The sequence below is a fragment of the Rossellomorea vietnamensis genome (genome assembly GCF_008180415.1).
GTDB classification, from domain to species: Bacteria; Bacillota; Bacilli; order Bacillales; family Bacillaceae_B; genus Rossellomorea; species Rossellomorea vietnamensis_C.
The window spans coordinates 97,468-120,865 of sequence record NZ_VTEI01000009.1 but is presented as its reverse complement, the minus strand read 5'-3'; the positions used below and the strand labels follow the sequence as shown (position 1 = coordinate 120,865).

Below are 23,398 nucleotides of genomic sequence, written 5' to 3'. Positions count from 1 at the left end.
CCCTATTGGCGGAATACCCCTATCTCGGCAAAATTAAACCATATGAGGGCAGTTCGGAAGCTTATTTTATCAGAAATAATGGAGCGGGCAGCCAAGACGGTTATCTGTCGGGGATTCGTGAACACGAAATGCCTGAGTTTCCAAAACTTATACAGAAGGAAACGTTGGGCCCTCTGCTGCAGGTTATCCCCTTTCTAACAGATGAAGCTGTCTGATTGGCGAATGACTACAGCTGCGCCTTAATCGAGAGTGTGTTCTCCAGTGACTTTGACAGGGCTATGAAAATTGCCGGCCAGCCAAGACGGGAATATCAACGATTAATGATATCATCTGATACATGCATCTTCCTTTCGGGGTATAAAAGAGAGCAGTTTGGCCGATATCATGAGAAAGAAGGCCTGTACGCTTTCTGCAGCATCAAATCTACGATGATACATAAAGGCAAATGCAACAAAGAGATGAACTGGTTTCCTTATAAACAAAACACTGCTGACTGGCTTAAAAGGCCCTGACTTGGAAATACAAGTAACGAGTAATGAGGTGTCCTAATGAATCTTGAATGGATCTATCTGTTAATTGGCAGCTTGATACTTTGGAAGATTGCGATACCACTGAAGCAGAGATCGCCACATCAGGAAGCTGCCAGACTTTCAATCATCATCCCTGCACGAAATGAAGAACAAAACCTGCCCACTCTCTTATCTTCTCTTCAATCGGAATCATCCTATGTTCATGAAATAATTGTTGTGGATGACCACTCTGAAGATAAGACAGCGAGCATTGCGCAATGGTATGGAGCGAAAGTCATCAAGACACCTCCCCTCCCTCCCGGCTGGTTCGGGAAGTCATGGGCTTGCTGGAACGGCGCCAAAGAAGCCGCAGGCGATTTGTTCATGTTCCTTGATGCCGATACAACAATCGAACCGGGCGGATTGAGGAACATCATTTTCACACAGCAAAAAAACGGCGGTGCTATGACAATCCAGCCTTATCACAAAATCGCCTCCGCATACGAAAACTTGTCTGGGATGTTCAACTTGATCGCGGTTATGGGAATGGGCAGTTTTCATATTCTTTCAAGGTGGATTCCGCCCGCCGGCGCTTTCGGCCAATGCTTCATCTGCACCAGACAAGATTATGAAAAAGTCGGCGGCCATAGGGCCATCAGCAATGAAATCCTTGAACATATGAAGCTGGGAAAAGTATTCTTAAAGCATGGTATTCCCCTTCGCAATTACATTGGAAAACACGCGGTATCCATGAGGATGTATCCTGAGGGTATAAAAGAACTAACTCAAGGATGGAGCAAAAGCTTTGCTTCAGGAGCAGGAGCAACGAACCGGCTGCTGCTCCTCCTGATTATTTTCTGGATTTCCGGAGGAGTATCTTCAGCATTTTCACTTCTAGAGCTGAATGGATCTTCAGGGATCGAGACGGCGAATATACTCCTTCTTTATGGACTGTATTGCATACAGATCTTATTCATGTTAAAGACAATCGGGAATTTCAGCTGGGCAGCGGCCCTCTTTTTTCCATTATTAACTTTATTTTTTATCTCCGTATTCGCTCACTCAGTCGTGAGCACGTTTTTAACGAAGAAAGTCGCCTGGAAAGGGCGCAGTATCTCTTTAGCAAAAAAGAAAGGACGGTAAATATGCTGGTGACACTTCCCTTCTGGTGGACCTTACTGATAAATATCGTGTTATGGCCAGTGATCCATTTGTCCTTTTCTTACATATGCCTCCACCTTGATGATCGTTATTTCACAAACGAGTCATGGCTTTACCGAGAAAAACGATGGGAGTCAGCCGGAAAGTTTTATGAGAAACTCGGAATCAAACGCTGGAAAACCATACTCCCTGACGGCGGCGGTGTCTTTGCCGGCGGCTTTCGAAAGAAAAAACTTGTTGACCGAAACAGCGATTACTTTGAAACATTTATCGTTGAAACAAGACGGGCAGAGTTTACCCATCTGATTTTGATTCCTCCCGCCCTGCTATTTTTCATTTGGAATACAGCACTTGTAGGATGGATCATGGTCGCTTATGCTGTGATAGCCAATATCCCTTTCGTTATCATTCAACGGTATAACCGATTCCGATTTCAACGGATTCTGCAGCAACGAAAACAGAGGAGGAATTTGCTTGATCGACAAGGAGAAACGCAGTATCACAGAAAAGAGAAAAACAGAGCATATTGATATCTGCTTGACACAAGAAGTGGAATCGAATGAGATGACGACCGGCCTTGAAGCATTTCGGTTTCAGCATAACGCTCTGCCGGAAATCGATTTCAGCGAGATAGATCTCAGCACCTCTCTATTTAACAAGCAGTTGAAAGCACCGTTTCTGATCAGTTCAATGACAGGAGGAACAGAAACCGCAGCCAGAATCAACGAGACTCTTGCAAAAATAGCTGAAAAGCGGGGCTGGGCGATGGGAGTCGGCTCGATGAGGACGGCCATTGAAAAGGAACAGACCGCTTTTTCTTATGATGTACGCAAGCATGCTCCGACAATTCCTGTTTTTGCAAACATTGGTGCAGTCCAGTTCAATTACGGGTATGGCGTGGAACAGTGTCAGCGTGCCGTGGATCTGATTGAAGCAGATGCCCTTATCCTCCATCTCAACAGCCTCCAGGAAGTCTTTCAGCCAGAAGGAGATACAAATTTTAAAGACTTGCTTCCCAAAATCGAGAAAGCTGCCAAATCTCTTTCTGTCCCTGTCGGTGTAAAAGAAGTAGGAATGGGAATCAGCAGTGAGGCTGCACGACGTTTACATGAAGCTGGCGTCTCTTTCATCGACGTGGCCGGTGCTGGAGGCACTTCGTGGATCAGAGTCGAAGCTTATCGTTCAAAAGATCCTCTCAGGGCTGAAGCGGCGGCAGCCTTCCAGGACTGGGGAATCCCTACGGCGCAAAGCTTGATCGAGATTAGAAAAGAGCTTCCAGAGGTCTCTCTGTATGCCAGCGGCGGATTAAAGAATGGTGTGGATGCTGCAAAAGCACTTACATTAGGCGCAGACATTGCCGGCTTTGGCAGAGCCCTCCTTCCCAATGCAGCTGCCTCTGATGAAGAAGCACTGGATGGACAGTTTAAACGCATCGAATTCGAATTGCGCGCTGCCATGTTTGGAATCGGGGCTGCTTCGATCCAACAGTTAAAGAGGACTGACGCGTTAAAGAGGATTTAAATAGTGTAAAACTACGCTCTATCAACCGGTCTGGAGGTTCTATCAACCACATGTGCCACTCTATCAACTAGTTTCATCTTTCTATCAACGGCTTTATGAGTTCTATCAGCCACTTTTGCCATTCTATCGACCACTTACCCTTTTCAACTAATTCTTTTAAATTTGAAAACCCCGGCCGGTGCCGGGGTTTTCGCTTTCTATTTCAGGGGGACATGTTTTTCTAAATAGCGTAGCTAGGTTCTATCGACCAAATGCGCCACTCTATCAATCAGTTTCATCTTTCTATCAACCGCTTTTGGCGTTCTATCAACCACTTTTCCCCTTCTATCGACCACTCGACATTTTCCGATTCCCTCTCCTCTAGATTAAGCCCCGCACAACAAAAAAATCCGCCCACAAAGTGGACGGATTTTTCACCAAAATTACTTCTTGATGTTATAGAACGTTTTCGCTCCAAGATATTGTGCAGTGTGTGCCAATTGGTCTTCGATGCGAAGCAATTGGTTGTATTTCGCCACACGGTCTGTACGTGAAGGAGCACCTGTTTTGATTTGTCCTGCATTTGTCGCTACTGCGATATCAGCGATTGTGCTGTCTTCTGTTTCACCAGAACGGTGGGAGATAACAGCTGTGTAGCCTGCGCGCTTAGCCATTTCGATAGCATCGAATGTTTCAGTCAATGTACCGATTTGGTTTACTTTAATCAGGATTGAGTTACCGATTCCCTGCTCGATACCTTGAGCAAGCTTAGTTGTGTTTGTAACGAACAAATCGTCTCCAACAAGCTGAACTTTGCTGCCGATTCGGTCAGTAAGAAGTTTGAAACCATCCCAGTCGTTTTCGTCCAAGCCGTCTTCGATTGAAACGATCGGATATTTGTTGCACATTTCTTCGTACCAATCAACCATTTCTGCAGAAGTACGGACAACGCCTTCACCAGAAAGATGGTATTTTCCATCTTCTTTGTTGTAGATTTCAGAAGCGGCAACGTCCATAGCAAGAAGAACTTCTTCGCCAGGCTTGTAGCCAGCTTTTTCGATGGCTTCAATGATAGTAGAAAGTGCTTCTTCGTTGGATTTAAGGTTAGGAGCGAATCCGCCTTCGTCACCAACTGCTGTGTTGTGCCCTTTAGATTTAAGAACGCTCTTCAGGCTGTGGAAGATTTCCGTACCCATGCGAAGGCCTTCTTTAAAAGTAGAAGCACCAACAGGCATTACCATGAATTCCTGGATGTCCACGTTGTTATCAGCATGCTCACCGCCATTGACGATGTTCATCATTGGTACTGGAAGCTGCTTAGCGTTGAAGCCTCCAAGATATTGATAAAGTTCTACGCCGAAGAAGTCAGCTGCAGCGCGTGCAACGGCCATGGATACACCAAGAATTGCGTTAGCACCCAATTTACCTTTGTTCTCTGTACCGTCAAGCTGCATCATCGCTTTGTCGATGGCAACTTGATCTGTTACGTCCATACCAACGATTTCTTCAGCGATTTCGTTGTTTACGTTTTCGACTGCTTTTTGAACACCTTTTCCAAGGTAGCGGTCTTTGTCGCCGTCACGAAGTTCTACTGCTTCATATTCACCTGTGGAAGCTCCGCTTGGTACCAAGGCGCGTCCGAATGCACCTGATTGTGTGTAAACTTCTACTTCAATTGTAGGATTTCCGCGGGAATCCAATACTTCGCGTGCATATACGTCTGTAATAAATGGCATGTAAACTCTCTCCTTTAATGGTTGGTTTATTTTTTTAATAGGGTTGTGCCTGTCATTTCAACCGGCTTGTTTATATTTAAAAGGTCGAGCATCGTTGGAGCAAGATCTCCAAGGATTCCGTCTTCACGAAGGGACATTCCTTCTTTTGTCACAATGACTGGTACAGGATTCGTTGTATGGGCGGTCATTGGATTGCCTTCCATAGTGACCACTTCATCAGCATTTCCATGATCGGCAGTGATTATAGCCGTACCGCCTTTTTCTAAAATCAGATCGACAATTTTTCCAAGGCATTCGTCAACCGTTTCAATTGCCTGGATGGTCGGTTCAAGCATTCCGGAGTGCCCGACCATATCAGGATTGGCAAAGTTAAGAATGATGGCATCCTGCCGGTCATTTTGAACTTCATTTAATAAAGCCTCAGTGACCTCGTAAGCACTCATTTCAGGCTTAAGGTCATAGGTTGCGACGTCAGGAGAATTAACCAGGATTCTTGTTTCACCCGGAAATTCATCTTCACGTCCGCCGCTCATAAAGAAGGTTACGTGAGGATACTTTTCAGTCTCAGCAATCCGCAGCTGCTTCAAATTGTTTTGTGAAAGGACTTCCCCTAGCGTGTTATCCAGATTCACTGATTTGAATGCGACATAGCCGTCAACTGTTTCACTGAAGTGTGTCAGGCACACAAAGTGAAGGTTCTTGGGATGTTTCGGACCTCTCTCAAAGGAACGGAAATCATCATTTGTAAATGTATTTGAAATCTGGATGGCGCGGTCCGGCCTGAAGTTATAGAAGATGACTGCATCTTCTTCATTAATCGTCGCAACCGGTTCACCGTTTTCTTTTTTAATGACGGATGGAAGTACGAATTCATCGAAGATTCCATTGTCGTAAGAATCGACAACGACTTCCAATGGGTTTGAGTATTCCGGGCCTTCGCCATAAACCATGGCACGGTACGCTTTTTCGACACGGTCCCAGCGCTTGTCGCGGTCCATGGAATAGTAACGGCCAGAGATGGTTGCGAATTCACCCACGCCCAGTTCACGCATAACTTCCTCTGTTTGCATAATGTATGTCTCAGCTGATTTCGGAGACACATCACGGCCATCAAGAAATGCATGTACATACACTTTTTTCAACCCTTCGGCAGCAGCCATTCTCAATAGAGCAAATAAATGCTCAATGTGGCTGTGGACGCCGCCGTCAGACAACAGGCCGAAAATATGGAGTCCTTTGTTTTTGCTTTTTGCATGTTCGATCGCATCAACGAAAGTTTGATTCTTCTCAAACTCGCCTTCGCGGATGGAAACATTAACGCGCGTCAAACTTTGATAGACCACACGTCCAGCACCGATGTTCAGGTGGCCGACTTCGGAGTTGCCCATTTGCCCTTCAGGCAGGCCGACTGCTTCGCCGCTCGCCTTCAGAGTGCTATGCGGAAACTTGTTCCAGTAACGATCGAAATTCGGTTTATTTGCTTGTGTGACAGCATTACCCTTGTCCTCTTGACGCAGTGCAAATCCATCTAAGATGATTAGAGCAACAGGAGACTTACTCATTGGAACCTGCCTCCAATAGCTGCAAGAAAGATTGCGGCTCAAGGCTCGCTCCTCCTACAAGCGCTCCATCGATATCTGATTGTGCCATATATTCACCGATATTGTTAGGCTTAACGCTTCCGCCGTATTGAATGCGAAGCGCATCTGCTGCTTCTTGTGAGAACTGCTCAGCGACCGTCTGGCGGATGTGAGAGCAGACTTCATTGGCATCTTCTGCTGTAGAAGATTTGCCTGTTCCGATTGCCCAGATAGGCTCGTAAGCAATGACAGTTGATTTTACTTGATCTTCTGTCAGGCCTTGAAGTGCTTTATTCACTTGGCCGCCGACGATTTCTTTTGTCTCATTACCTTCACGCTGTTCTAACGTTTCTCCGACACACACGATTGGAGTGAGGTTGTAGTTAAATGCCGCAAGAGTCTTTTTATTCACAGACTCATCCGTTTCACCGAAAAGTTCACGGCGTTCGGAATGTCCTAGGATCACGTATTTCACACCTAGGTCTTGTAACGCTTTAGGGCTTGTTTCCCCTGTGAAGGCGCCGCTTTCCTCAAAGTGCATGTTTTGAGCGCCGACCTCCACCTGATAGTCAGCCGTGCTTTCTACTAAACGGTCCAGGAACAATGCTGGTGCACAGATCACTGATTCCACTTTATCGGAGGAAGGTACAAGACCATTTACCTCTTCAGCAAAAGCTTTTGCCTCTGACATTGTTTTATTCATTTTCCAGTTTCCTGCAATAATCGGTTTACGCATATTAATCATCCTTTCCTTACTTATCGTTTAGTGCTGCTACTCCCGGAAGTTCTTTTCCTTCCATGAATTCAAGGGAAGCACCGCCGCCAGTGGAGATGTGGCTCATCTTATCAGCCAGGCCGAATTTTTCAACCGCTGCGGCTGAATCGCCTCCGCCAATGACAGAATATGTATCTGCAGCATCGGCTAAAGCTTGACCAACGGCCTTTGTGCCATTCGCAAACTTTTCAATTTCAAATACACCCATTGGTCCATTCCAGATGACTAAGCGGGAATCTTTAATGACACTGGCATATTGCTCTTGTGTCTTAGGACCGATGTCCAATGCTTCCCAGTCAGAAGGAATTTCTTCAATTGGAACAACTTTCGTGTTCGCATCGTTAGAGAAATCGTCAGCGACCACCACATCAACAGGCATATAGAATTTGACGCCTTTTTCTTCTGCTTTTTTCATGAATTGTTTGGCTAAATCAATTTTATCTTCTTCCAGCAGGGACTTTCCAACCTCATGGCCTTGTGCTTTCACGAATGTGTATGCAAGTCCTCCGCCGATGATTAAGTTATCTACTTTATCCAGCAGGTTATCAATAACACCAATTTTATCTTTTACCTTCGCTCCTCCGATAATCGCAGTGAAAGGTCTTTCCGGAGTAGTCAGTGCTTTGCCCAGGACCTCCAGCTCTTTCTCAAGCAGGTAGCCAGCTGCTGCCGGAAGATGTTCCGCAACACCAGCAGTGGAAGCATGCGCTCTGTGGGCAGCTCCGAATGCATCGTTCACGTATACATCTGCAAGTGCCGCGAATTCTTTGGCAAGCTCAGGATCGTTTTTCGTTTCGCCTGGATAGAATCGGACGTTTTCAAGCAGCAGGACATCGCCTTCACTCATTTTTTCGATTTCAGCCTTAACGGAATCTCCGTAAGCTTCGTCTGTTTTTGCCACGTCTTTTCCAAGCAGTTCTGAAAGGCGTTTCGCAACAGGAGTCAATCTTAACTCTTCAACAACCTGGCCTTTTGGACGCCCAAGATGGCTGGCAAGAATTACTTTTGCCCCCTGCTCGGACAAGTATTGGATTGTTGGAAGCGCGGCTTTGATGCGCGTTTCATCCGTCACTTTCCCTTCACTCATCGGTACATTGAAGTCAACACGGCAAAATACGCGTTTACCCTTCAAATCGAGATCCTTGATTGTTTGTTTGTTCATTTCAAAAGGCCTCCTTCTGGATAATCGGGACAATTAACCCCGTTATTTGAAAAAAGAAGAGCGGGGAATCCTCCCCGCTCCCCTTCATCCCATTTCATTATAGATGCTGGGACATAATTTATCCAACAATTGCCCAATAAATTATGTCACATTGCATCATTTAGGATATCACTTTTTAAAATATATCTTACAGACCTTGAGAAGCGATGTAATCAACAAGATCTACAACACGGTTGGAATATCCGCTTTCGTTATCGTACCAAGAGATTACTTTAACCATGCTGCCTTCCATTACCATTGTAGATAGGGCATCGATAGTAGAAGAATCAGGGTTGCCGTTGTAGTCAGTGGATACAAGCGGCTCTTCGCTGTAACCAAGGATACCTTTAAGCTTGCCTTCAGACGCTTCTTTAAGAGCGCTGTTCACTTCATCAACTGTTACGTCTTTATCAAGTTCCGCAACAAGGTCAACTAAAGAAACGTTTGGAGTCGGTACACGCATTGCTCCACCATTCAATTTGCCTTCAAGTTCAGGAAGAACAAGGGAAACTGCTTTTGCAGCACCAGTTGTTGTTGGGATGATGTTTTCAGCAGCTGCACGAGCACGACGGTAATCTTTGTGCGGAAGGTCAAGGATCTGCTGGTCATTTGTGTAAGAGTGAATAGTTGTCATCATACCGCGTTTGATACCGAATTTGTCATTAAGTACTTTCGCGAAAGGAGCAAGACAGTTAGTTGTACAAGAAGCGTTTGAGATTACATGGTGGCTTCCAGCATCGTATTTGTCTTCGTTAACACCCATAACGACTGTGATATCCTCATCTTTAGCCGGAGCAGAGATGATAACTTTTTTAGCGCCTGCATCAAGATGCTTCGCAGCGTCTGCACGGTTAGTGAAACGGCCTGTAGATTCAATTACAACATCTACGCCAAGGTCTCCCCATCCAAGTTGAGCAGGATCGCGCTCAGCCAATACTTTTACTTTCTTGCCGCCGACTACCAAGTAGTCACCGTCTACAGATACTTCTTGATCAAGCTTTCCGTGTACAGTGTCATATTGTAAAAGGTGTGCAAGCATGTTAGCGTCTGTTAAGTCATTAACTGCTACAACCTCAATGTTATCGTTCTTAAGTGCTGCGCGGAATACTACGCGTCCGATACGTCCAAATCCGTTAATTCCAACTTTTACTGTCATGAATAATGTCCTCCTTTAGAATGGTTAAGGAAATTTTTATATTTCAAAAGGTATTACCCTTTTAAAAGCTCTTTTGCCGCGCCTTCATCCGTGATCAGGATCGTCGAATGAGGGACGCTTTTGAAGTAGGCTCTTATGGCCTTCGCCTTTGAACGGCCGCCAGCGACCGCAATGACGTTCGATTTGTCCTTCAGGTCTTCCAGCTGCAAGCCTACAGTCGTCACTTTATGTACGACCTCGCCTTCTTCGTCGAAGTAATAGCCAAATGCTTCCCCGACCGCTTTCCCCGCAAGGATTCTATCAAAAACCTCTTTACTGGTTCTTCTGCGCTCGGCCATTGTGACTGCATCGCCAATTCCGTGAAGCACGATATGAGCAGACTTGATCAGGCCCAGCACGTCCTTGATGTCCGGTTCTTTGATGAAAGACTTGTACACTTCTGTACTCACCTGATCCGGGACATACAGCACCTTATGTTTGGCGCCTGTCCTCTCCGCCATTTTGGCACAGATCGTATTGGCCTGGTTTTTAACATCCTCGCCAATTCCGCCTCTAGCCGGGACGAAAAGCACCTGGTCTTCAGAGAATTCCGGCGTCAGCTTTTCAGCCACAGCCGCCATAGTCGATCCTCCGGTTACCGCGATGATATTATCTCCATCCAGAAGATTTTTCATACGCGCTTCCGCAGATCTGCCTAATTCTTCTTTTACCCAGGGAGACTCATCACTATTCCCAGGAACGATAAAAACTTCATGAAGATTGAGTAAAGACTTCAACTTCTTTTCCATAGAATCGATTCCTGTGATCTCTCTCATCATGTCAGCGGTCTTCTTTAGCAGCAGCTCCCCCTCGGTGGTAATGATCATGCCTGATGATTTGATCTCAATCAGATCCTGGTCTTTGAGAAATTCGACTTCGCTTCTCAGGACTCTTTCAGTCATGCCGAGTGAATGGGCAAGGCTTCTTCTTCCGACCGGCTGCATCAATCGTACCGATTTGAGAATGAGATGTCTTTTTTGCATAACCTGGAGCAGGTCTGGTAATAATCGTTTTTGTATATCAATGATTGATTCCATCGAAAAGCCCCTTAAAGTTATTTAGCTGGACTCATTATGTCCATCATAGACATATTATGTCCCACTTAGTGCAAAAAAAATTCATCCCTGCTTTCAAAGCTAAGTTTAGCAAGGGACGAACGAAAATTCAACTATTAAAACTCAAGATTTCTCATGTAACCGTTTACTAATTGTAAAATAATCAATTTGCCCATATTGGATGATTTCCCCGTTTATTTCCACAACCGGAATCATCAATCCGAACCGCTCTGTCAGCTCGTCACTTTCATCGATATCATACTCTTTTAAAACGAAAGGTATATCATCTTTAATCAGATTGAGCATGAGTTTGGCGTCTTCGCATAGAGGGCACCGGCTTCTCGTATAAAAGGTAATAATGGGTAAAGTCTCTTCATTCATATCTCTTTCTCCTTGTAGATGAGGGAATATTCAACTGGTCCCTGTACTTTGCCACGGTTCTTCTCGAAACGCTCATTCCGTGTTCCTTCAGCATCACAGCAATTGCCTGGTCTGATAAAGGCTTCTGTTTATCTTCCTTATTTACCAAACTCATGATTTCCGCCTTGACCCTCTCAGACGATGAGGAATCTTCATCTTTTCCTACACCGCTCACGAACAGGGCTTTCATTTCAAAGGTGCCAAAAGGAGTACCGATATACTTCCCTCTGACTGCCCTGCTGATGGTGGATTCATGGACCCCTATTGTCTCCGCAACTTCTCTTAGAGTCAAAGGTTTCAACCTCTTCGGTCCAAACCTAAAAAAATCCTCCTGCCTTTCGACCAGGGATCGGCCGACTTTCAGTAGAGTAGACCGGCGCTGATCCAGCATCCTGAGGATCCACTGAAATTCCTGTCGTTTATCACGGAGGAACTTTAAACCTTCTTCATCCTCCGAAGCAGAGATCAGTGATTCATATCCTTTATTATATAAAACTTTCATTACATTTCCATGAAGTAAAGCAACATCCAGGCCATCCCTGTTGGCGGTGACAACCATTTCAGGGCGGATATAATGAGAGGGATCAACCGAGAACCTGGCACCCGGACGCGGATTAAGCGCCTTCACATAATCGGCGGTCACTTGGATGTCAGCTAAAGAAATCCCCTTCTCATTCGCAATCTTCTTCCACGTTTTTTCACAAAAGTCTACAAAGTGTTCATCTATAATGGCATAGGCATGCTCAGGAGCTTCTGGATCCCTGCGAATTTGCAGCAGGAGGCATTCCTTCAAATTCCTCGCGCCGATTCCAGCCGGCTCCAACCCATGAATCATTTCTATATATCGAGGGAAATCTGCCTCATCAAAAATACTGTCTACATTAGATGGTAAATATCCGTTTTCATCCATACTGTCGACCAAAAGAGACAGTATATTACGATCCTCATTGGTAAGCGTTTTCAAGTTAAACTGCGAAATTAAGTGCTCCCAAAGAGCAGACTGAGGCACTGCTACTTCTTCAATCCAGTCGATACCCATACCGCTGTTCTCACGGCTTCTTTTCCGTTCCTCATGGGAAACAGGCTCAAGCTGAAGAAGCGGATTCTCCAAAGCTTTGTTTTCCAAATAAGCATTCAATTCCTGAGAGGAATATTGCAGCAATTCAATCGCCTGTGTCAGCTGCTGGGTCATATTCAATTTCAATGACTGCCCCTGCCATAATTCGGTATTGAGCTTCATTCCTGATCCCTCCTTCCTTTATTCTACAACAGAAAGCCGGTTCAGTGTATGGAAATAAGTAGGGTTGAGTGAAGAAAGATGTGAGTTAGGCGGGTTGGAACCCTTAGGAATAAATCTGAGGACTTTTACTCATTGTGAGGCAGATAAAGCCATGCGGTTTCGGTATCCAACAGGAATAATAACAAATGAAAAACCAGCTCCGTTTCTCCTTTTAAGAGAAACGAAACTGGCTTCTTATAAAAGAACCGTTATTTTTTCGGAATCTCACAGCCACTTTCGTCACAGATAACTCCGTCACTGCTGTCGCTGTTCAATACCGTGATTTGGCTTTCTGCAATTACTTTTTGCAGCGCTTGAACAAATACCTCAGTTGGCTGGGCACCTGTTAATGCATATTTTTTATCGATAAGATAGAAAGGAACTCCAGATACGCCAATCTGCTGGGCAGCCCTCTCATCAGCACGGACTTCATCCGCCATTTCATCGCTGGCAAGCATTTTAGCCACTGCTTCACGGTCCAATCCTACCTCTGCCGCTAGATCTGTTAATGTTTCGTGATCACCGATATGTTTGGATTCAGTAAATAACGCATGTAAAATCCGCTCGGTCATCTCTTTCATCAAGCCTTTGGTTTTGGCATACATTGTCAAACGGTGAGCATCAAACGTATTGGTCAGTACCATCGTATCCATGTGATAGTCTAAGCCAGCTTCTTTTGCCATATTCACCATATTTTGAGTATTGGCTTTGGCTGCCTCTATGCTCATGCCATACTTCTTAGCCAGTTTTTCATATATATTTTCATTTATATCACGCTCTGCTGTCGGATCCAATTCAAAGCATCTGTAAGTTACTTCAATCGGATGGTCAATCTGCTTAATGGCGTCCTCCAGACGCCTTTTGCCAATATAGCAGAATGGTCAAGCGAAGTCAGTCCACATTTCGATGTGCAACATATTAATCCCTCCAAATCTATATTCTCCTTTAGTATAGAGTGCAACGTTAATTTTTACACGTGATTTGCTCTGTGAATAGACAGTAAAAAAGCTCCCGCGCAAATGCGCAGGAGCCTTGGCAACGCCCTCGGAGGGAATCGAACCCCCATTTTAAGAACCGGAATCTTACGTGCTATCCGTTGCACCACGAGGGCAAGCTGTACGACAAGCGTACGAAATCTTATTATAGTCCAGAAGCAGTGGAAATGCAATAGGTTTTGAGGATTGGAGGATAAGATATTGTGAAAGATTAAAACAAGGCTGCCTACTCCTGACTGCCAATAATCTCTAAATGAATCTTTGCCAACAACAATGAAATCAATCATTTGAGTATTATTGGACAGCGGTTTGCAAGGTCAGGTTATACTCTGTTGATATAGAGATTATGAGAGGGGGGCTAGGGTCTAAATAAGGTTTGCTACCCACTGTTTAGTTACTAACGCTTTTTAACAACAATGATATTAGTATGATTGGAGCGGAAGGTACCCGACCTCCTGCGGGACTAGCGGGACAGGTGATACCCCCAATCCAGTTGCAGCGCCCAGCCCCTCTGGGTCAAATAACCCCAAGAGAATAAAAGGAAAGACCGCTTTTTTTCTCTTTGGAACATTTGCCTGTCGGGTCTAATCAGGGCGCTTCCACTTTTTATACAGGCGAATCCAGCTCCAGCGGCCGTGGGTCCGTACCCACTGGAACGGACTTAGCGACTAGCAGATTTCGGTCTCTCTCCTTGCTAATCTAGCTGCATGGCCTAAGGCGGCTAGCGTACTTCCCTGCCTCCTCCTTGCGATAAGTCAACATCAACTCACTATGTTCGTTGTGTTTCCTTTATCTCATGCGGAGTCAGTCCAGTCCGTACGCCGCTGAGCGGGGCCATTCCACTTTATATAGATAAGTCATCATCGAATCGCTTACGCTCTTCGTGATTCCTTTATCTCATGCGAGAGCCCTAAAATCTGTACGTCGCTGAACGGCCGCTTTCGCTTTTTATGCAGTCGAGGAGGCTCAACGCCCGCCCCGCGGAGTCGGGTACCTGAAGCGGAAATCACATCGGAAATTATTTGTTAACTGAAACAAACAATAATTTTTCAATAATAACAAGCATAGTTTAAAAAAGGAATGGATGGGTATCATGTAGAAAGGATTGTCGAAGGATTTTTATGCCCTGGGAGGTTGAATCGTTTGACCTTTATTGACCAACTGGTGTATTATATCAGTACATAAAGTATTTGTATGTTTCAAACATAACATTAATTGATCGAAGGAGGAAATAAGATGAACTTAATTCCGACAGTTATTGAACAAACAAACCGCGGCGAGCGTGCGTATGATATTTATTCCCGCCTGCTGAAAGACCGCGTTATCATGCTGGGAAGCGGCATTGATGATAATGTTGCCAACTCCATCGTTGCGCAATTGCTATTCCTAGAATCAGAAAACCCTGAAAAGGATATTTCCATCTACATCAACAGCCCTGGCGGCAGCATCACTGCTGGTATGGCTATCTACGATACAATCCAATACATCAAGCCTGATGTACAAACGATCTGTATCGGTATGGCCGCATCCATGGGTGCATTCCTGCTTGCTGCAGGTGCGAAAGGCAAACGCCTCGCCCTTCCAAATGCTGAAGTCATGATCCATCAGCCGCTTGGAGGAGCACAAGGTCAAGCAACAGAAATCGAAATCGCTGCAAAACGCATCTTGTTCTTGCGTGAAAAGCTTAACCAAATCCTTGCTGACCGCACTGGCCAGTCTCTAGAAGTGGTTTCAAGAGATACAGACCGCGACAACTTCATGACAGCTGAAAGAGCGCTTGAGTACGGTTTGATTGACCGCATCATCACAAGAAATGATATGAATGAAAATAAATAATCAAGTTTTGAAGAGCATCCGTTAACTCGGGTGCTCTTTTTTTCTTTGTTCATTTTCTTACTGGGCTAAATACGATGATCTTTCATTCACAAGTGACCGCTTCCGCTTCTTTCCAGCAGGCAAGCTGTCAGAAGCCCCAGCTCGGCTGGGGGACAAACGATGGTTTGATCTATTAAAGGTTCATTAAGTAGTTGCGGTTCGTTGATAGACTTTAGGTTTTCGTCGATAGGAGTACGGAAATCGTTGATAGAACTGCCATTTCGGCGATAGGACAAGCGATTTCGTTGATAGGATCTCCATTATCGTTGATAGCAAGACTTCCATAACAGCAATCCACCGCAGCAGCACGCATGCTCTCAAAAATAAAGAACCCAACCTATAAAAAGGGCGGGTTCTCCTAATCAGCTTTCTTTCTGTACAAATTGAGCGAGGTGTTTTACAGCTTCTTCTTCGTCTGAACCGTCAGCGATCAAGCTGATTTCAGTTCCGGAACTTACGGCAAGGCTCATCAATCCCATGATGCTTTTGGCGTTGACTTTCTTACCGTTCCTTTCTAGGAAAACCTCTGATGAAAAGCGGTTGGCTTCCTGTACGAATAAAGCTGCCGGGCGGGCTTGCAGGCCGGTTTTTAATTTTACCTCTACTTTTTGTTCAAACATGCTCCTTCTCCCCTTTGTTCATATTTAGTTAGTGTTTGATTCTATCACCAGCACGCAGTTTTTCTGCGATATCATCTATTTTACGGAGTCTATGGTTGATGCCTGACTTGCTGATGTTCCCCCCTGAAACCATTTCCCCAAGTTCTTTCAGAGTAACGTCTTGATAGGTGACTCTCAGCTCGGCGATTTCCCTGAGCTTGTCGGGCAGTATTCCAAGGCCCGCTGTCTGTTCGATATACCGGATGTTTTCAACCTGTCTTAGGGCAGCACCTATTGTTTTATTGAGGTTCGCTGTCTCACAGTTTACAAGCCGGTTGACTGAATTCCTCATATCTCTTACAATCCTCACATCTTCAAATCTTAATAAGGCACCATGCGCACCAACCACATTCAGGAATTCGGTGATTTTTTCCGCCTCTTTAAGATATGTGATGAATCCCTTTTTGCGTTCCAAGGTTTTGCTGTTCAAGCCGAAACTGTTCATCAGTTCGGAAAGTGCCTCGTTATGCTCCTGATATAAGGAGAAAATTTCCAAGTGATAGGATGAGGTTTCAGGATTATTGACTGATCCTCCAGCCAGGAAGGCGCCACGAAGATACGAGCGGCGGCAGCATTTTTTTTGGACAAGCTGTGCAGAGATATCATGGATGATGGTGAATCCCTCTCCAAGAATATGAAGGTCTTCGAGGATTTCCTTTGTGTCTTCATTCAATCGTACGATATACACATTATTCTTTTTCAGCCGCATTTTCTTGCGGACCAGCAGTTCCACTGGCGTATCGAAATTCTTCTTGATCAAAGAGTAAATCCGTCTTGCGATTGCTGCATTTTCCGTCTGGATATTGACGATCAGGGATTTGTTGGCAAAGGATAGTGAACCATTCATCCTGATAAGAGCGGATAGTTCCGCCTTCGAGCAGCAATCTTTCAAATCGAGATTGGTTAACTCTTTTTTTGTCACTGAAGCAAACGACATCTCTTCACCTCCCTAAAACAAAAGCGTAAGCGCCTTGATCAGCCCCGACAGGCAAATGTTCCTAAGAGAAGAAAAGGCGATCTTTCCTTTTCTTCTCTTAGGGTTATTTGACCCCGAGGGGCTAGGCGCTGAAGCTGGACGAAACAAAAGCGTAAGCACCTTGATCAGCCCCGACAGGCAAATGTTCCTAAGAGAAAAAAAGGTGCTCTTTCCTTTTCTTCTCTTAGGGTTATTTGACCCCGAGGGGCTAGGCGCTGAAGCTGGACGAAACAAAAGCGTAAGCAGCCTGCTCAGCCCCGACAGGCAAATATCCCGAAGGACTGAATGTGGATAACTTGGTTAATGTATCCACAGTTGGCTATCAAATTACCTAAACCAGGACAAACGCTTGCACTCACTGCGTAAGCTAAGACACTTTTTCCCGCTGTCATGTACAGTGGTTATTCTTTATTCTACCCGGTGGGGTTTATCGATAAGGGAGAAAATAATCTCTGCCACTTTACCGGTATCATGCCTGATAACACCTTCGAAGTAGGAAATGATTTCATCCTCTATGACCTTTAACCCCATGGAAGACAATTTTTCAAAATCAAAGATGACCGGTTTCGCCATTTCTTCTTCGTAGCGGGCTTCTATTTCCCGAGGCACTTGTTCATTGTTCACAATAATCGTATCAATGAAACCGTCGTGAAGATGATCGTAGATGGCTTTCACATGGTCACTGGCTGTGAAATCGAGCGTTTCCCCTGCCTGTGTCATCAGGTTGCATATATACACCTTTTGAGCTTTAGCTTTGCTGACTTCCTTGCCGATTTCCGGCACCAGTAAATTTGGCAGGATACTGGTGTATAAGCTGCCTGGACCAATGACGATTAAGTCGGCTTCACGGATGGCACGGATGGTTTCTGATACCGGAATGATGGTGCCCGGCGTCAGGAAGACACGCTTAATTTTTTTACCGGAGAATGGAATTTTCGATTCTCCGGAAACAATGGTGCCGTCTTCCATTTCCGCATTCAGAACGACGCTCTGGTTCGCAGAGGGAAGTACCTTTCCTTTCACGTTCAGGACCCTGCTCATTTCTTGAATGGCATGGACAAAGTCGCCTGTTATCGAGGTGAAAGCTGCCAGGATTAGATTGCCGAGTGAATGGCCCGATAATTCGTTGGACGTTTCAAATCGGTGCTGAAACATCTGCTCGATAAGCGGCTCCACTTCTGACAAAGCCGCAATGACATTTCTTATGTCACCGGGAGGAGGAACATTCAGATCATCGCGCAGGCGCCCTGAACTTCCTCCATCGTCAGCTACGGTTACAATGGCCGTTATATCTAAAGGATATGTTTTAAGCCCTCTGAGAAGAACAGGCAGTCCTGTCCCGCCGCCGATGATCACTATCTTGGGATCAATGTTTTTTTTCATGCCAGAGGTTCCCGTTTCTTCTTGATGTCCCTGTGCGAGATCTTGGTAGTGTAATCATTCTCGAAGTGGCGGCCGAGATATTCAGCCAGCGCCACGGAACGATGCTGTCCGCCTGTACAGCCGATGGCGATGACAAGCTGGCTTTTTCCTTCTCGTTTATAGTGCGGAAGCATGAAGGTGAGGAGATCCGTTACTTTCTCAAGGAACTTCTGTGTTTCACTCCACTTTAGGACATACTTGGATACATCCTCCTCCAAGCCTGTCCGCGGCCTCATATGGTCAATATAATGAGGGTTCGGCAGGAATCTTACATCGAATACCAGATCAGCATCGATTGGGATGCCGTGCTTAAAGCCAAAAGAAATGACGTTAACGGTAAAAATCGATCGTTTGTTCACTGAGAATTCCTTTAGGATCTTCTCCCTCAGCTCTCTTGGCTTCATGGATGAAGTATTATATATGGTCTGAGCGCGGCCTTTCAGCTCTTCCAAAAGCAGCCTTTCCTGCTTGATCCCTTCCATTGGCAAGCCGGATGGAGCAAGCGGATGGGAACGCCGCGTTTCTTTATAACGCCTGACCAGGGATGAGTCGTCTGCATCAAGATAAAGGATTTGCGGGTTCACCCAGGAGGTTTCCCCCAGGTCATCGAGCCCCTGGATCAAGTGGTCGAAGAACTCTCGGCCTCTCAGATCCATTCCTAATGCGACTTTGTTCATCTTGGTCCCTGATTCTTTCATCAATTCAAGGAATTTTGGAAGGAGAGTGGGCGGCAGGTTATCTACACAGAAAAACCCTAAATCTTCAAAACTTTGTATGGCAACGGTCTTTCCCGCTCCGGACATTCCGGTTATGATCACCAATTGACCATCGTTAGTTGCACCTGTACTCATGTTCTCTTCCCCCTTGGTTAACTTGGATCCAGTTTGTAGGCGAGCAGTTTAAAATCCGGTGTATAGGTAAAGGTTCCGTAGATCGTCCCTTTGCCATGCACCATGTATTCCAATATGTGGCGGTCTCCTTCTGCCATTGGCAGGTTCTTGATCGCTTCAAGGTCGTGCCATTCCAGGACGCCCTCTTCGGATTCTGTCAAGTTGACGCCGTCGGCTTCAGTAGCAAAAAAGGAAAACATCATCCACTCTGAAACAATTTTATCGCCGTCTTTTATAATAAAAGTGAAAATTCCTTTAACGTCAGCATTGCGCAGGTAAATACCTGTTTCTTCGCGGTACTCCCGAATGACCGCATCGCGGATCGATTCACCCTGCTCCATCTTTCCGCCCGGTGCTACCCACCAGTTTCGGCGCGGCTTCTGAAGCAGAAGGACTTTATCTTCATTCATATATAAACAATTCGTCACTCGCTGCATTAACTTCACCTCAAGCTTTACTTCTGTTCGGATTACCGTAATTTCGGTTTTGTCATGCTCTTTATTATACTATGATTGTACCGCTCCCACAATGTTCGAACACTTACCATGTGTGACTAAAAAGTGGAAGCGGCCCGTTCAGCTCCGACAGGCAAATGTTCTCAAGAGAAAAAAAGGCGCTCTTCCTTTTATTCTCTTGAGGTTATTTGATCCCGAGGGGCTGGCCGCTGCAACTGGATTGACTAAAAATTGGAAGCGCCCTGAACAGCACCGACAGGCAAATGTTCCTCAGCGAAAAAAAGGCGGGCTTTCCTTTTATTCGCTGAGGGTTATTTGACCCCGAGGGGCTGGGCGCTGCAACTGGATTGATTAAAAAGTGGAAGCGGCCCGTTCAGCTCCGACAGGCAAATGTTCTCAAGAGAAAAAAAGGCGGGCTTTCCTTTTATTCGCTGAGGGTTATTTGACCCCGAGGGGCTAAGTCCGTTCCAGTGGGTACGGACCCTCGGCCGCTGCAACTGGATTGACTAAAAAGTGGAAGCGGCCCGTTCAGCTCCGACAGGCAAATGTTCTCAAGAGAAAAAAAGGCGCTCTTCCTTTTATTCTCTTGAGTTTATTTGATCCCGAGGAGCTAAGTCCGTTCCAGTGGGTACGGACACTCGGCCGCTGGAACTGCCTTGACTAACTTTTGCGCTTTTTAAAGCAACGCAAAGGTACTATACGTTTTAATGCGTTAGTGAAATAAAGTAAAGGGATAAAAAAAAGGGGACACAGGCGGTTCCTGTGTCCTAAAGGGATTTATTTCTTAAAAGGGGGTCAATTTCTTATTATCTATATTACCCGGAATGTGTTGCACTAATGTTACAGTACGTTTAAGACGCTATTACGGATTGTTAATTATTTCTAAACAAGTTTCCGTAATTTTAGACAAAGGCTGTCGAATGGGGAAGAGCCTTGTATTTCTAAGGCTCTCTTCCTTTTTCTATATGTCGTCTTACAGATTTTCCGACAGACTTTTGTCAGATTTGTATCTTACTTTCCTTCCAGCTTTTCCACAAGTTCTTCAACGTAATGCTGTGCCGCTTGGGCCGCAATGCTTCCGTCACCTGTTGCTGTCACGATTTGGCGCAGCATTTTTTCACGGACATCTCCGGCAGCGAAGATTCCTGGAATCTTTGTTTCCATTCTGTCGTTTGTTTCGATGTAGCCCATATCATTTGTGATGCCTAATTCCCTGAACGGCTTAGTCAATGGCAGCATTCCGATGTAGATGAACACACCGTCTGCATCGAATGGCTTTTCTTCGCCGTTTTCTGTGGAAACCAATGTTACGCTTCCCACTTTTCCGTCTTTATCATTGATTTCTTTTACCGTATGGTTCCAGATGAAATCAACTTTTTCATTGTTGAACGCACGGTCCTGAAGGATCTTCTGCGCACGCAGCTCTTCACGGCGGTGGACGATCGTCACTTTGTTGGCAAAGCGTGTAAGGTATACGCCTTCTTCGACTGCAGAGTCTCCTCCGCCGACAACCACAAGGTCTTTTCCTTTGAAGAATGCGCCGTCACAAACTGCACAGTAGGAGACACCGCGGCCGCCAAGTTCGTTCTCGCCCGGCACGCCAAGTTTTTTCCATTCTGCGCCAGTGGAGATAATAATGGCACGTGCTTTATATTCCTTTGCTCCAGCTTTGATCGTCTTGTACTCTTCACCATCAACGATTTCCTTGATATCGCCATACGCATATTCAGCACCGAATGCTTTGGCATGCTCAAACATTTTGTTGGAAAGGTCTGGTCCCAGGATATGATCGAATCCCGGATAGTTTTCCACTTCTTCCGTGTTGGCCATTTGGCCGCCCGGGATGCCGCGTTCCAGCATTAATGTGGAAAGCGCCGCACGGGACGTATATACAGCAGCTGTCATTCCGGCTGGGCCGGCGCCGACGATTATGACATCATAAATTTTTTCTTCTGACACAATGAACACTCCTTTAATCGAGGTCTTAATTTACAGAGAAGCAGTCCGGTTTTTCCCTAAAAAAAAGGCAGAGCAACCTGTCACTCTATCCTTACACTGCGCTCATCTTTGTAAATCCTGCTATTCTGTAGTATTTCCTATCTACTCATATCCTATAAAAAGAAGAGCATATTCGTCCAAGAATATGCTCATTCATCGATTTTAAGGCAAGTAGAGTTCTACTGTCTCAAGATATTTATTCAGAGTGCCAGTTGTTATTCCATATTTTCCTGATATCAGGGTTTTCGTTTTCTTTTCTCCCCGCAGCCTGTGCCAGATGTATTCCGTTGCCGCAGCACAAGCTTTGGCGTTCTTCAAAGACTTTTCCGCCTCCAGCAGTTTACAGGCAATGCTGAACCATGTAAGGAACAAACCGGAGTCCACTGCACTGATTGGATGATGCAGCTGATAAAGCTCCAATGCCGTTTCATGAATATGCTTGATTTCCTTGCTGCTCTTAATTGCTTTTCTGGAATCCGCCTTCAAGATTTCTCCTAGATAAAGCTTTTCAGACAGAGTAAAGTCATCGACTGCGCCAAAATCAGTATGAGTCAGGACTTCTTTCTGATGCCGTGACACTGAAATCAGGAACAGGCCGAACATTCTCTCTTCCGGGTATTCGCTTTTCAGCTTTTTCAGGATGGATGATACGTGATTTTCAAATCCTTCGCTTTGAGGATTTTCATCACTCCATGGTTCCATTCCGGCTTTTTCCGGATTTTCTTCCAGGACCCTTTTCCAAGCCTGCTCTGCTGTCTGCTCATGACCCGTATGATAAGCCGAGTGTGAGAGCCAGTAATAGAAGCTGGCATCTCCCTGGAAGCCAAGCTTTTGGAGCGATTTCAGCCACTCGTAAGCTTTTTCATTACGCCCAATCAAGGCGAATGTCGCACCAAGCTTGTAACGCTGCTCATAATGGATCGGACGGATTTTTTCCAACCCTTCGACCAGATCCTGCAGCTCTTCATGTCTTCGCTGATAAAAATAAAATACAGCTGTGTTGCACAACGCATGAAGGTTGCCTGGATTTTTCTCCATGACTTCCTCCAGTGTAGCCGCTGCTTTATCTGTGTCGCCAAGATAGAAGTAGGCCAGCGCCAGGTTGTTGTAGGCTGACCAATATTCCGGAAAGTCCTTGATGACTTCCTGCAAAAGATCGACCGCCTTCTGGAAATTGCCTGATTCCAGCAGGTTTCTCGCCTTATCCTGATTGGCAATCAACTCGTCATGTTCATAAAGCGTATCCAGCGCTTCGTCTGAATCCAGTTCAAGGATCTCCAGCAATTCTTCAGCATCCTCACTGAATTCGCCGTATTCTTCCTTTTCCAGATAACTCGACACGTGGGTATAAGCTTCCTTGAACAGGCCCAGGTGAGCATAATTATTAGCCAGGAAGTAATGGCATTCTGTCATATGCGGGTCCAGGCTGTCGATGATGAGGTGAAGAAGCTGGTTGGATTGTGTATATTCGCCCATCTCCGTGTGCACAATCGAAAGCTGGCAGGCGATCATCGGCTCTAACGGCTCAAGCTGCAAAGCACGGTTAAGATATTTTTTTGATTTATTTAATTCCCGGCGGTGGTAAGCCTTGATTCCTTTATTGAAATAGTACTCGCCAGTAGGGACAAATGATAAAATTTTGCTTTTATCGTTTCTTGCATTTGAACCTTTTCTCATGAAAGTCCTCCGAAACGTATAGATTAACTACAGTAGTATA

At 45.4% G+C, this 23,398-nt stretch carries 22 protein-coding genes and 1 tRNA gene; 6 read left to right on the top strand and 17 right to left on the bottom strand.

The window, feature by feature from the left end:
- The first annotated feature begins 215 nt into the window (after positions 1-215).
- The 4 genes from FZC78_RS16615 to fni are packed head-to-tail and all read left to right on the top strand — an operon-like array spanning position 216 to position 3,191.
- Entirely contained in the window at positions 216-512 is a 297-nt protein-coding gene (locus FZC78_RS16615) for a hypothetical protein (protein ID WP_148941240.1), read from the top strand.
- Positions 513-548: 36 nt separating this feature from the next.
- Positions 549-1,652 (top strand): glycosyltransferase, encoded by a 1,104-nt coding sequence (locus tag FZC78_RS16610; protein WP_148941239.1) that lies wholly within the window; start codon positions 549-551, stop codon positions 1,650-1,652.
- A 2-nt stretch (positions 1,653-1,654) separates the two neighbouring features.
- On the top strand, positions 1,655-2,200 hold the full coding sequence (locus FZC78_RS16605) for a glycosyl-4,4'-diaponeurosporenoate acyltransferase (RefSeq protein WP_148941238.1): 546 nt from the start codon (positions 1,655-1,657) through the stop codon (positions 2,198-2,200).
- Entirely contained in the window at positions 2,145-3,191 is a 1,047-nt protein-coding gene (gene fni, locus FZC78_RS16600; protein ID WP_252183651.1) for a type 2 isopentenyl-diphosphate Delta-isomerase, read from the top strand. Before FZC78_RS16605 ends, fni begins: the two co-directional genes overlap by 56 nt.
- Positions 3,192-3,613: 422 nt before the next feature.
- On the opposite strand, the gene eno is transcribed toward fni, so the two are convergent.
- The 10 genes from eno to FZC78_RS16550 all read right to left on the bottom strand — a co-directional run bounded on the left by eno (position 3,614) and on the right by FZC78_RS16550 (position 13,522).
- Complete coding sequence (gene eno, locus FZC78_RS16595; RefSeq protein ID WP_148941236.1) at positions 3,614-4,906, bottom strand: phosphopyruvate hydratase; 1,293 nt, start codon at positions 4,904-4,906, stop codon at positions 3,614-3,616.
- A 26-nt stretch (positions 4,907-4,932) separates the two neighbouring features.
- Complete coding sequence (gene gpmI, locus FZC78_RS16590; protein ID WP_148941235.1) at positions 4,933-6,468, bottom strand: 2,3-bisphosphoglycerate-independent phosphoglycerate mutase; 1,536 nt, start codon at positions 6,466-6,468, stop codon at positions 4,933-4,935.
- On the bottom strand, positions 6,461-7,222 hold the full coding sequence (gene tpiA, locus FZC78_RS16585) for a triose-phosphate isomerase (protein ID WP_148941234.1): 762 nt from the start codon (positions 7,220-7,222) through the stop codon (positions 6,461-6,463). Before tpiA ends, gpmI begins: the two co-directional genes overlap by 8 nt.
- 16 nt (positions 7,223-7,238) lie before the next feature.
- Complete coding sequence (locus FZC78_RS16580; RefSeq protein ID WP_148941233.1) at positions 7,239-8,423, bottom strand: phosphoglycerate kinase; 1,185 nt, start codon at positions 8,421-8,423, stop codon at positions 7,239-7,241.
- A gap of 187 nt (positions 8,424-8,610) precedes the next feature.
- Positions 8,611-9,618, bottom strand: a complete 1,008-nt coding sequence (gene gap, locus FZC78_RS16575; protein ID WP_148941232.1) for a type I glyceraldehyde-3-phosphate dehydrogenase — start codon at positions 9,616-9,618, stop codon at positions 8,611-8,613.
- A gap of 53 nt (positions 9,619-9,671) precedes the next feature.
- Positions 9,672-10,694, bottom strand: coding sequence for a sugar-binding transcriptional regulator (locus FZC78_RS16570; protein ID WP_148941231.1), 1,023 nt, complete (start codon positions 10,692-10,694; stop codon positions 9,672-9,674).
- 141 nt (positions 10,695-10,835) lie between these two features.
- The gene (locus FZC78_RS16565) at positions 10,836-11,093 is read right to left on the bottom strand and encodes a glutaredoxin family protein (protein ID WP_148941230.1); all 258 of its coding nucleotides are present in this window, start codon (positions 11,091-11,093) and stop codon (positions 10,836-10,838) included.
- Positions 11,086-12,372: an RNA polymerase factor sigma-54 gene (gene rpoN / locus FZC78_RS16560; protein ID WP_148941229.1), complete on the bottom strand. Its 1,287-nt coding sequence runs from the start codon at positions 12,370-12,372 to the stop codon at positions 11,086-11,088. The genes FZC78_RS16565 and rpoN overlap by 8 nt, the downstream gene beginning before the upstream one ends.
- 248 nt (positions 12,373-12,620) lie before the next feature.
- Positions 12,621-13,280 (bottom strand): DsbA family oxidoreductase, encoded by a 660-nt coding sequence (locus FZC78_RS16555; RefSeq protein WP_286365502.1) that lies wholly within the window; start codon positions 13,278-13,280, stop codon positions 12,621-12,623.
- Positions 13,281-13,450: 170 nt separating this feature from the next.
- A tRNA-Arg gene (locus FZC78_RS16550) sits at positions 13,451-13,522 on the bottom strand.
- Positions 13,523-14,642: 1,120 nt separating this feature from the next.
- Here FZC78_RS16550 and clpP point away from each other — a divergent pair.
- Positions 14,643-15,242 carry an ATP-dependent Clp endopeptidase proteolytic subunit ClpP gene (gene clpP, locus FZC78_RS16540; RefSeq protein ID WP_148941228.1) on the top strand — a complete coding sequence of 200 codons (600 nt, stop codon included), beginning with the start codon at positions 14,643-14,645 and terminating at the stop codon, positions 15,240-15,242.
- Between the two features lie 401 nt (positions 15,243-15,643).
- On the opposite strand, the gene FZC78_RS16535 is transcribed toward clpP, so the two are convergent.
- Together FZC78_RS16535 and whiA are read right to left on the bottom strand one after the other, a co-directional pair.
- A complete protein-coding gene (locus FZC78_RS16535; protein ID WP_148941227.1) occupies positions 15,644-15,901 on the bottom strand; it encodes an HPr family phosphocarrier protein in 258 nt (85 codons plus the stop codon).
- A gap of 28 nt (positions 15,902-15,929) precedes the next feature.
- Positions 15,930-16,877 carry a DNA-binding protein WhiA gene (whiA, locus tag FZC78_RS16530; protein ID WP_148941226.1) on the bottom strand — a complete coding sequence of 316 codons (948 nt, stop codon included), beginning with the start codon at positions 16,875-16,877 and terminating at the stop codon, positions 15,930-15,932.
- Positions 16,878-16,911: 34 nt separating this feature from the next.
- On the opposite strand from whiA, the gene FZC78_RS24350 reads away from it, so the two are divergent.
- Positions 16,912-17,211 (top strand): hypothetical protein, encoded by a 300-nt coding sequence (locus FZC78_RS24350; protein ID WP_252183650.1) that lies wholly within the window; start codon positions 16,912-16,914, stop codon positions 17,209-17,211.
- 113 nt (positions 17,212-17,324) lie between these two features.
- On the opposite strand, the gene FZC78_RS16515 is transcribed toward FZC78_RS24350, so the two are convergent.
- From FZC78_RS16515 to FZC78_RS16495, 5 genes are all read right to left on the bottom strand, one after another.
- Complete coding sequence (locus tag FZC78_RS16515; RefSeq protein WP_148941225.1) at positions 17,325-18,299, bottom strand: gluconeogenesis factor YvcK family protein; 975 nt, start codon at positions 18,297-18,299, stop codon at positions 17,325-17,327.
- Positions 18,296-19,189 (bottom strand): RNase adapter RapZ, encoded by an 894-nt coding sequence (gene rapZ / locus FZC78_RS16510; RefSeq protein WP_148941224.1) that lies wholly within the window; start codon positions 19,187-19,189, stop codon positions 18,296-18,298. Before rapZ ends, FZC78_RS16515 begins: the two co-directional genes overlap by 4 nt.
- A gap of 17 nt (positions 19,190-19,206) precedes the next feature.
- Positions 19,207-19,665 (bottom strand): NUDIX hydrolase, encoded by a 459-nt coding sequence (locus tag FZC78_RS16505; RefSeq protein WP_148941223.1) that lies wholly within the window; start codon positions 19,663-19,665, stop codon positions 19,207-19,209.
- A gap of 1,029 nt (positions 19,666-20,694) precedes the next feature.
- Positions 20,695-21,642 carry a thioredoxin-disulfide reductase gene (gene trxB, locus FZC78_RS16500; RefSeq protein ID WP_148941222.1) on the bottom strand — a complete coding sequence of 316 codons (948 nt, stop codon included), beginning with the start codon at positions 21,640-21,642 and terminating at the stop codon, positions 20,695-20,697.
- Between the two features lie 201 nt (positions 21,643-21,843).
- The gene (locus FZC78_RS16495; RefSeq protein WP_148941221.1) at positions 21,844-23,358 is read right to left on the bottom strand and encodes a tetratricopeptide repeat protein; all 1,515 of its coding nucleotides are present in this window, start codon (positions 23,356-23,358) and stop codon (positions 21,844-21,846) included.
- Positions 23,359-23,398 lie beyond the last annotated feature (40 nt).